This is a genomic window from Pseudanabaena cinerea FACHB-1277, assembly GCF_014696345.1.
In the GTDB taxonomy this organism is placed as follows: domain Bacteria; phylum Cyanobacteriota; class Cyanobacteriia; order Pseudanabaenales; family Pseudanabaenaceae; genus Pseudanabaena; species Pseudanabaena cinerea.
This window is the reverse complement of record NZ_JACJPY010000123.1, coordinates 1-8,617: the sequence shown is the minus strand read 5'-3', so window position 1 is coordinate 8,617 and position 8,617 is coordinate 1. Positions and strand designations below refer to the sequence as shown.

Below are 8,617 nucleotides of genomic sequence, written 5' to 3'. Positions count from 1 at the left end.
CCTCTCACTTCTCACAGAAATTATTAAATTCAGCGATCGCTACGGGATTATTTGCAGTGGCGGCGCGATTGGATCGGCTAAATGAGTATGCCAGTGGCTACGGTGCGATTAGTGAAGCACAAAGCCATGTGCAATATAGGAACTGGCTTTGTGCTTCATTGCAACCGCCAAAACGTGAGATACAGGTGCAAGCCCCTGTAGAGGTGACAGCACCCGTCAAATATGCCCCTATTGAGTCATCACTCAAAAAACCTCATTTAATGATTTTGGGAGAAACAGGCAGTGGCAAAAGCACAATTTGTAAATATTTGGTATCTCAAGTAAACGCCCCTTGCTTAATCATCGATCCTCATGCCAGCCCAACTGACTGGAGAGGCTTTACTGTCATTGGCAGTGGTAGAAACTATGGCGATATTGCCAATGAGTTTGAGCGCTTGGCTAACCTCATGCAGTCGAGATATGAACAACGCGATCAAGGTGTTACACAGTTCGATCCGTTGATCGTGATCATTGATGAGTTTCCAGCGATCGCTAGTTCACTTGGCAAAGGTGCTACAGATACCGTCAAATTATTGGCTAGAGAAGCTAGAAAAGTCAGTATCCGTATGTGTTTACTGTCTCAAGGTGCTGAGGTCAAAACTTTAGGTTTAGAGGGTGAGGGATCGATCCGTGAGTGCTTTGCAATGTTGAGATTAGGTAACTTTGCTTTGAGTCATGGGAAGTCACTCAAAGATAAAGCCATAGGTGAAGCACTGGAAAACAGCGATCGCCCCGCAATGCTTGATCAATTGCCTTGTCAGTTGCCAATACTTTCAGACTCGCAGACTATGCCAGTTTTGCCACTGCCAAAGGATTATTTAGATTTGATTGGCAATACTCAACAGCAAGCGATCGCCCCGCCCTCTAGTGCCATTGCAGCGCAACCGCAAAGCACAGCGATCGCCCCTGTATTCACCAAAATTATTAACTATCTTGATGGTAAGGACTGGAAAAAAGACTATGAGATTAAGGCAAGCATCAGAGAATTTAAAGACGCTGATACTCCCTTGCCAGAGTTGCAAGGCTACTTGCAATATCTCGAAGTCCAAGGGTATTTAGAAACTCGTAGCACTGCTAGAGGTAGCCTAGAGGCAAAGAAAGTTTGAGGCAAGACAAGACAGCCTAGATTGCTATTTTTGCCCCTATGATGCTTGTCTTGTCTATGTCCTGAGTTTTTGTCTTGTCTCGTTTTTTGATTTTGTCTTGAGTAAATTTATGACAGAAATTCGATGGATTAGGGTAGCGATCGCCGCTTTGATTTTGGTGATAGCGATCGCCGCCCGAATACTATCACTTGAAGTTATGCAATGGTGAGCATCATCACTTCAAGTCATGATGATCGCCACTGGCAACAAAAAAGCACCCCGCCCGAATTTGGGGAGGTGCTTTTGTTGTTTAACAAAGTCCAACAATATTAAACTTCGATTAATCCATAACTAGCGATCGCATCAGCGCTGATATCCCCTATCAAATTCCATATCAGGCAGTTTCTTAAATCAGTATCTAAACCCTCTAAATACTCCTTAGCGCCGCCATTTTGCCAATAGTGCAACAATGTCAAACAATGTTTACTAACTAGGCTAGGATGTGCCATAGAGAAGCTTGTAGCCTGTTTTTTATTCCTTAGCGCTAGGCTTACCATTGCAAAGCCTAGCGCTTGTGTAACTTTGTCTAACATTGTTTAACCTCTATTTAATACTCTAGAAACTTGCATGGGTTGCCACTTAGCGCCGCGCTTTGTGGTTATGCCTTGGTTATTCAGTTCATCAGCGATCGCCTGTAAATTTGCGCCGTCTGCTTTCATTTGTTGGATAAGTGCGATCGCTTCATGCTCCTTAGCAACCTTAACCAATTTTTTCTCTACCATTGTAAATCCGTAAGCAGGCGATCCGCAGTGTTGACCTTCATTTTTCTTGTGTGCCATTGCCATTGTGACTCTTTCAGAAATTTGATCACGCTCTAACTGTGCAAGCGCCGCCGTCATGTTTACAAAAAACTTACCAAGCGCGGAACTGGTATCAAGTTTCTCAGAGATGCTATGAAGTGAAGCGCCATGAGATTCAATCTCAGAAATTAGATTTAAAGTATCTAGTACTTTGCGAGATAGCCGATCCAACTTGTAAACCACAAGCGCCGCCACTTCACCCGCCGCGATCATTGCCAAGCATTTTTGTAAGCCCTCTCTATTGGTGGTTTTTGCGCTCTTCCCAGCATCGCAGACAATCTCGACTAGCTCTAGATCATTGAGTTCGCAGTAAGCCCTAATCTTTGCGCTCTGTGCTTCTAGGCTTACTCCTTCATTTGCTTGCATCTCAGTACTTACTCTTATGTAGCCAATTGCCTTAGTCATTTGTTTAACCTTGTTTAACTTTGTCTATGTTTAACATTATCTAACATAAGTTAAACATTGTCAAGTATTTGTTTGACATTAGTTGGACTTTGTTTAACAAAAGGATGTGGTTTTGTTAAATAGGTTTTTGTTAAACATTTTTGTTAAACTTTGTTAGACATAGGCTATAATGTTAGACATAAGTTAGATAAAGTTAAACATCATGACTAAAGATCCTAATTTCGTTTCGGTACGGTTGCCTGATGACGTGGCGAACTGGTTGAGAGAGTATGCCACTACTAATAATATGGTTAGGGCGGATAAGCCAAATATGGGCGGCTCGATCATTGCCATAGTTCGCGCCGCTATGCAAGGGCAAACAATTTCTAACAATGTTGGACAATCTAGCGACTTAAACGAAAGCTTAACCGAACGCATCAAAGATGTTGAGTCTGCCAACAAATTGCTTCAAAATGAGTTAGACAGCAGACTTAACAAGCTTGACGAACATTTCGCCAGTCTATTTGTGGACTTGAGGGATAGGGTTGCAGATCTCGAAAATACCCACAATGAAGCGATCGCCGCCACTACTGCCAAGCTTGAAAGCAGAATCTCACTGGAGATCGACAAAATCGATATTAGGCTGAAAGCTATGCCAGATGACCTAGAGGCAAAACTTGATACTATTCGGGCGCAACTGGTAAACCTAGAATCTCGCAGTGAGGCTACAGAAAATTCAAAAAAGCCCATGCTCTCAGTGATGAGAGCAGCATAAAGCCTGAAATACTGCCAATCATTGAGGCGATCACCGCACCTGCAAAGCGCAAAAGCATAACTTACAAAATTAGTCCTGATGGTTCTATCGTTCTGAGAAGCCTTAAAGGGACTGATAGCCGCACATTAAAAAAAATGAGTGATCAAGAATTGCGCGAAATTGGCTTATTCAAAACCTTGATCGGCAAAGATGAAAAATTCTTTCCTACCGATGAAGCACTAGACGCGCTCTATCAAGCTAAAACCTATACCCCGTAACACTTTCAAGCCTATAGCCTAATTTTAGCGCTGTAGGCTTTGCGGTTAGCTAAGGTACAAACACACCTAAGCTATATCTAGTAAGGCTTACAGGTCAATCTGAGAGGGCAAAATAGTGACTTATTGTATCCAAATCACGGGGATATTCTAATATCTCGAAATAGTGCCTTATGCTGCCCAAGTCACGGGGAAAATACTGCAATATGCTTCATAAATCACGGGCATATTTGTACTAGTTTTATTCTCATTTTCTCGCTATCCTTTGCGGTGTAACGCTTTCAGGCTTTGAAAGTGCTTTTTTTTGGTGTATTTTTGGTACTGTTTTGTACCACTTTTGCCCTACTTTTTTGCCTTAGTGTATTAGTTTTATTTTCGCTTTCTCGCTATCCTTTGCGCTGTATCGCTTTCAGGTTTTGAAAGCGCTTTTTTTGTACCGTTTTTATCTGTACTTTCTCCCTACTTTTGCCCTACTTTTTTGCCGCCCCGCAAAAACCGCGCCCGTATAATTTTGGGCGTGGCTTTGGTGCTTGGGCGGTAAGGTGCTTAGGTGACTACTCGCAGAAATTTAGGATCGGCAATTTGATTGCCAAATCTGGCTACCGTTCTCCCCTCAAAATTTCGCTCAAAGCTTTTTAGCTCCCCTTGGTATCCACTGCGCGGATCGATAACCACACGCCCTATGTCTAAGACTGTGACGGATCGATTATTTGCTGTGATGGGTTGTGTGTTGGCTAGGATTGGCTCTGGTGATGGATGTGACGGATGTGATGGTTTTTTTGGCAACCTTAAGGGAATATTTTCAATTTTTTCTGGAGAATCGTTAAAAATATTTTCTTGACTAAATACTTGATTTAATCCGTCACATCCGTCACATCCATCACCATCAAGGGTTTCAGCCGTCACACATCCATCACAATCCATCACATCATCCGTCACAATCTGAATTTTTGCCCCTGTAATTGGATAATTTTCGGGATCGTCAGGCAATCTTAAACGAATGCCCTCAATAAATGCTCCAGAGCGATCGCGTCCCTTGGTTGCCTCGATGTGCAATTGGTTTTGAAGCAGGTCTAGTAGCAAATTGCTAAACCTCTTGGCACTGATTCGCTGAATACCTGTATCGCGGCAAAATTGGGCATAGTTGGCATATAGCCAATTTTCAGAATTTTTAAATACTCGCCTTGTTCTGGTTGCTCCTTCATTGGTGGTACTGATAGTAAATTCATCGGCAATGCCAATCTGAACCCGTGCAGATTTATCAACAATGCACTGAGCATCTAGCCACGCAGCAATGGGATTATTCTCTAGGATTGATTCACCTATCCACTTTTGAAGTGATGGACAAGCCTCTGGAGATTGCAGCAAGAACCGCTTCATTTCAGATTCAGACATAGCAAGAACCCAATTTAATAGCCCTGCTAGGTATGGCGCAAATTCGCCACTAATGCCAGTGGCAGAAATTGAAAGCAGATCGCGCCGTTTATTTGGGGCTACTTTATTCATAAAGGGAATAGTCAATTTGCGCCGCCCTAAACCACTTGTATAGTCACTACTCGCTGTAGATGCTTCATTAGCGGTAATCAGCACCATAGCTTTAACGATCATCCCTCCAGAGTCACGCTGTTTAAATTTTTCTTCAGTACGGATGAAGTCATTACCCGTAATTGCTTTCAAAACAGGCACAGGCTTTGTCCATCTTTCAGCATCGTTAATCAGGATCAACCTCTTATGCTGTATTGCACTGGTTTCATAGGGCGATCCCTCTAGTGCGGCTAACGTGGTACTGAAAGTATTCTCGCGCCCAACCAATGCGATCGCTAATCTTGCAAAAGTACTCTTGCCTGTGCCTCCAGAGCCAAGCAACTCCACAAACTTTTCTAGATCGGATCGTCCTAATACGATCGCTCTCAGTGCAGCCCGTAACATCTGAACCCGATCATGATTGCCTTCACAGGACTCTAGCAACCATTCCTTAATTGGCTCACAGGTTGCCTTAATGTCATAGGCATAGGGTAAGCACCATGTCAGCTTATAGCCGTTTGAGTGTGCCTCTAGCTTCATGCTCTGGAGGTTAAGCACACCATTAATAAAGGGTAAAAGATGATCTCTAGCGTCCCATTGTTCATCTGCCAATTCAGATCGAAGCAATCCAAGAACGGATTGAACAAACCCATGAGTATAGGAAGCCCCAATAACTTTTAAATGGGCAGTAACAATTTGGGTGACAAATTCGGGTTTGACTTGTTGCCATACACCATCTTTAGATGCTCCATACCTATACCACTCTTGCCGATCTACATTCCAAGCAAGTTGATCGCGGTATGTTTGCGCTAGATGCTCAGCTACATCGCTTTGTGGTGGCAAGTTTGGGCGGCGATCGCTAGATGGTTTTGATCTGGAGAATTGCTTCTCAAGACTTTTAAGCCAATTCTTATATGGGATTGCGTTCGCCATAATTTCTCTTACCTTGTCAGCACCATGATTAACAAGAACATCGTCAATGCCCTTGCCTAGAGATATATCCCATTGTGCAATCAATGGCATAGCGCCGCATCTTTTCGCCTGTGCAGTAATTTTTTTTAAGGCAATCTCAACACCTTCTTTCTCAACAATGTCAGCGTCAAAAGCAAAAATGATTGAGCGATCGCGGGTGAAAAATGGCACAAGATTAGGGACTAATTTACCGTCCTTAAAACCCATTTCAACACCTTGTAAGCCAATGCCAGCAAAACCACAGGTTAGCAGCGCTCCAGCTTTCTTACTGCCTTCAGTGATTACAGTAATAGCCGTCATATCATTGGCTACGGTTTCCCAGTAATCTCGATCTGGCATCTCCAGTAAAATTGCATCGTGCAATGATTCTTTTGTGACGATATCCTTGCAAGATAAATATTTTGCGGGTTTGCCTTGATCGGGGAAGATGATCGGGATATCAGGTTTGAATTGTCCATGGGGCTGTTTTTTGCCACTCTTAAAGTCAATGCCCTTGCAAATCCAACCGCCCGATCCTTGGTATCCTTTCCAACCCAAAAACTCGGCAATTTTAGCGGGATCGTCAACAGAAGAAATATTTAATTCTGCAATCGCTGGGGCAACTCCAGAGCCTTGTACCCATTCGTCAAAATGTTTTTTGGTTGCTGTCAAAAGTGTCATTTACTTAGCCTCCCGTGCTTTTTCATTGCGGAAGTCGATGTAAATGGCTTGGAAGTCGTTTACTAGATACCCGTGTTTCTTGCGAATGATCGGCTTTACAATATCAAAGTCAACTTTGTTGACCGCTTCGATCTTGTAAAGCATTTCAAGATCGCGGCGAACTCTTTTCGTGATAGAATTGTATGAATTCATTTGGCTGTACCTATTGTTGAGTAATGGTTGCAGCCGCTTTCAGTTTTGGGAGAGCTTAAAAAAATTGCAAGGCAGTGTATGACAGTGCTAAAATCGATTTAACGAAGGAATCCGATTTTATATATTTTGACAAATTAGAAACTGCTAATTTCTAAATTGTCCCCGCCATACTGCCGCTTAAGCCTCTCCAAAAAGCTTAAGCGGCTATATTTTTGGAAAAAATTCGACTGCGAACAAATTTAGAGGGATCGAGATTTTCAGCTTTTGCGGATGCTTTAATCGCTTCAAGCTCACTCGGCAACAGGCGGATCGCAAAAAATTGATCTCGAATTTGCTTTTTAGCTTTCATGGGGTTTACCTCATTTCTATGAATATTGTATCAGCTATTTAGTGTTTTGTTTAACTTTTTCGTATTGACATACGCTACATATGGTTACTTGGTTTTTGAGTTGCCATTGGTGCGATCGCGTTCCTTTAACCAATTTTCGATAAGCAGAGCAGCATTAGCAGACATATCAACACCCTCTAAAGCGCACTGTGCTTTATATTTGCGCTTTGTATCTTTGTCTAGATAAACCATTACATAGTCTTGTTTTGGCAACGCACACACCATAAATCCAACCTCACGATTATATAGAGATAATCCCTATTATAACCTGTAACCTACAATCCTACTTATAGGTATAATAAAGACACAACAAAGCACAGCGCTAGATTGAACCCCTCTCGCTGTGCCTTGTATCCCATTACAAAGGATTAACTAATTATGGCACTCAAAAACAGCAAAGCCACTACAGCACCCGAAACCCCGCCCGAAGCCGTAGCGCAAAGCGCCGCCCCTAATTTTGCCGATCTTGATCTGGAGTCAGCGATCGCCACTGACATAAATCTCGAAGATGCGATCGCCGATCAATTACTTGACGATATTGATTGGTCAAAGGTCAAAGCAGCCATGCTAACCAAAGTTAAGCAAAGGTTTTTCACTTGGCTCACCAATGGCAACAATACCCCGATCACCCTCTCACCATTTCCAGAATTAGCAGCATTGCCAAGTCGTGACGATGAGAGGGCGGCGTAATGATAAAAACAATCTTTACCGCCCTAACTGGCATTACTGAAGACATTGACAGCGATGAGTATCAATCAGCATGGGAGCGCCGCCGCTATGCCGATGAGAATGATTTAGATGATGACGATGACGACAGCGATCGCGATGATGATGACGATGACACCCCTAAAAGATGGTGGCAAATATGATCAACGAACTCAAGAAAAATTGCGCTATTGCGCTTGTAGCCCTAAGCCTAGGCATCATCGCAGGATACTTTGTAAGCGAATCTCTATCAAAGCCAAATACAGCGATCGCCACTAATACCGCCCCCGCCACTACCGCCCCCGCCGCCCCAAAACTAAGCCGTGCTGAATTAGAGCAACGCTATATCAAAGCGGTTGTTAAGCAAGGCTTTCGAGTTGATGAAACGAACCTAAACGCTTTGACTGATAAGCAGCTTAACGATGAGGTAGCGCGATTAGAGGCTATTTCCAATCCCAAAGTTACTAATAGTAATTAACTGTTTCTTAGCTATTTCTTAACATAAACCTCTATTGCTTACCCTGTATAGCTTAGAGGTTTATTTTTTAAGTTTATTGTCACTTTCATTTATTAACTAAAACCACCAACAAATCTATGGTTAACTTTACTAACAATACTTTCCACAATTCGCAGATTCTGCTTACTGCAAAGGTTTCGAGATATTGTCGATGGTCTAGCAATGCCATTTTTAGCGGCGCTGCTATCCTTTGCTTGGCTAACCTTATCCCCTCTCACTTCTCACAGAAATTATTAAATTCAGCGATCGCTACGGGATTATT

13 protein-coding genes are annotated in these 8,617 nt (G+C 42.8%); 7 read left to right on the top strand and 6 right to left on the bottom strand.

The window, feature by feature from the left end:
• Positions 1-1,145 (top strand): ATP-binding protein (locus tag H6F44_RS21205; protein ID WP_190353083.1); only part of this gene is annotated, 1,145 nt, incomplete at its 5' end.
• A gap of 308 nt (positions 1,146-1,453) precedes the next feature.
• Here the strand turns inward: H6F44_RS21205 and H6F44_RS21200 are convergent.
• Together H6F44_RS21200 and H6F44_RS21195 are read right to left on the bottom strand one after the other, a co-directional pair.
• Positions 1,454-1,717 carry a hypothetical protein gene (locus H6F44_RS21200; RefSeq protein WP_190353082.1) on the bottom strand — a complete coding sequence of 88 codons (264 nt, stop codon included), beginning with the start codon at positions 1,715-1,717 and terminating at the stop codon, positions 1,454-1,456.
• A 3-nt stretch (positions 1,718-1,720) separates the two neighbouring features.
• Complete coding sequence (locus H6F44_RS21195; RefSeq protein ID WP_190353081.1) at positions 1,721-2,389, bottom strand: recombinase family protein; 669 nt, start codon at positions 2,387-2,389, stop codon at positions 1,721-1,723.
• 202 nt (positions 2,390-2,591) lie between these two features.
• Here H6F44_RS21195 and H6F44_RS21190 point away from each other — a divergent pair, with 202 nt between their 5' ends.
• Both H6F44_RS21190 and H6F44_RS23690 read left to right on the top strand, forming a co-directional pair.
• A complete protein-coding gene (locus tag H6F44_RS21190) occupies positions 2,592-3,143 on the top strand; it encodes a hypothetical protein (RefSeq protein ID WP_190353080.1) in 552 nt (183 codons plus the stop codon).
• Positions 3,144-3,277: 134 nt separating this feature from the next.
• Positions 3,278-3,400, top strand: coding sequence for a hypothetical protein (locus tag H6F44_RS23690; RefSeq protein WP_277874146.1), 123 nt, complete (start codon positions 3,278-3,280; stop codon positions 3,398-3,400).
• Between the two features lie 543 nt (positions 3,401-3,943).
• Here H6F44_RS23690 and H6F44_RS21185 read toward each other — a convergent pair.
• The 4 genes from H6F44_RS21185 to H6F44_RS21170 all read right to left on the bottom strand — a co-directional run bounded on the left by H6F44_RS21185 (position 3,944) and on the right by H6F44_RS21170 (position 7,358).
• Positions 3,944-6,553 carry a DUF3854 domain-containing protein gene (locus H6F44_RS21185; RefSeq protein WP_190353079.1) on the bottom strand — a complete coding sequence of 870 codons (2,610 nt, stop codon included), beginning with the start codon at positions 6,551-6,553 and terminating at the stop codon, positions 3,944-3,946.
• Positions 6,554-6,745, bottom strand: coding sequence for a hypothetical protein (locus H6F44_RS21180; protein ID WP_190353078.1), 192 nt, complete (start codon positions 6,743-6,745; stop codon positions 6,554-6,556).
• Between the two features lie 196 nt (positions 6,746-6,941).
• Complete coding sequence (locus H6F44_RS21175) at positions 6,942-7,094, bottom strand: plasmid mobilization protein (protein ID WP_190353077.1); 153 nt, start codon at positions 7,092-7,094, stop codon at positions 6,942-6,944.
• Positions 7,095-7,178: 84 nt separating this feature from the next.
• The gene (locus H6F44_RS21170) at positions 7,179-7,358 is read right to left on the bottom strand and encodes a plasmid partition protein ParG (RefSeq protein WP_199302225.1); all 180 of its coding nucleotides are present in this window, start codon (positions 7,356-7,358) and stop codon (positions 7,179-7,181) included.
• Between the two features lie 153 nt (positions 7,359-7,511).
• On the opposite strand from H6F44_RS21170, the gene H6F44_RS21165 reads away from it, so the two are divergent.
• From H6F44_RS21165 to H6F44_RS23000, 4 genes are all read left to right on the top strand, one after another.
• Positions 7,512-7,823, top strand: coding sequence for a hypothetical protein (locus tag H6F44_RS21165; RefSeq protein WP_190353076.1), 312 nt, complete (start codon positions 7,512-7,514; stop codon positions 7,821-7,823).
• Positions 7,823-8,002, top strand: coding sequence for a hypothetical protein (locus tag H6F44_RS21160; protein ID WP_190353075.1), 180 nt, complete (start codon positions 7,823-7,825; stop codon positions 8,000-8,002). The genes H6F44_RS21165 and H6F44_RS21160 overlap by 1 nt, the downstream gene beginning before the upstream one ends.
• Positions 7,999-8,316 carry a hypothetical protein gene (locus tag H6F44_RS21155; protein ID WP_190353074.1) on the top strand — a complete coding sequence of 106 codons (318 nt, stop codon included), beginning with the start codon at positions 7,999-8,001 and terminating at the stop codon, positions 8,314-8,316. The genes H6F44_RS21160 and H6F44_RS21155 overlap by 4 nt, the downstream gene beginning before the upstream one ends.
• Positions 8,317-8,432: 116 nt before the next feature.
• The coding region (locus H6F44_RS23000) for a hypothetical protein (protein ID WP_206754482.1) at positions 8,433-8,617 on the top strand (185 nt) is incomplete at its 3' end.

Bases quoted from the DNA above. Each gene is read 5' to 3' on its own strand.
- H6F44_RS21200 (WP_190353082.1), bottom strand. From the start codon at position 1,717: ATGTTAGACAAAGTTACACAAGCGCTAGGCTTTGCAATGGTAAGCCTA.
- H6F44_RS21195 (WP_190353081.1), bottom strand. From the start codon at position 2,389: ATGACTAAGGCAATTGGCTACATAAGAGTAAGTACTGAGATGCAAGCA.
- H6F44_RS21190 (WP_190353080.1), top strand. From the start codon at position 2,592: ATGACTAAAGATCCTAATTTCGTTTCGGTACGGTTGCCTGATGACGTG.
- H6F44_RS23690 (WP_277874146.1), top strand. From the start codon at position 3,278: ATGAGTGATCAAGAATTGCGCGAAATTGGCTTATTCAAAACCTTGATC.
- H6F44_RS21185 (WP_190353079.1), bottom strand. From the start codon at position 6,553: ATGACACTTTTGACAGCAACCAAAAAACATTTTGACGAATGGGTACAA.
- H6F44_RS21180 (WP_190353078.1), bottom strand. From the start codon at position 6,745: ATGAATTCATACAATTCTATCACGAAAAGAGTTCGCCGCGATCTTGAA.
- H6F44_RS21175 (WP_190353077.1), bottom strand. From the start codon at position 7,094: ATGAAAGCTAAAAAGCAAATTCGAGATCAATTTTTTGCGATCCGCCTG.
- H6F44_RS21170 (WP_199302225.1), bottom strand. From the start codon at position 7,358: ATGGTGTGTGCGTTGCCAAAACAAGACTATGTAATGGTTTATCTAGAC.
- H6F44_RS21165 (WP_190353076.1), top strand. From the start codon at position 7,512: ATGGCACTCAAAAACAGCAAAGCCACTACAGCACCCGAAACCCCGCCC.
- H6F44_RS21160 (WP_190353075.1), top strand. From the start codon at position 7,823: ATGATAAAAACAATCTTTACCGCCCTAACTGGCATTACTGAAGACATT.
- H6F44_RS21155 (WP_190353074.1), top strand. From the start codon at position 7,999: ATGATCAACGAACTCAAGAAAAATTGCGCTATTGCGCTTGTAGCCCTA.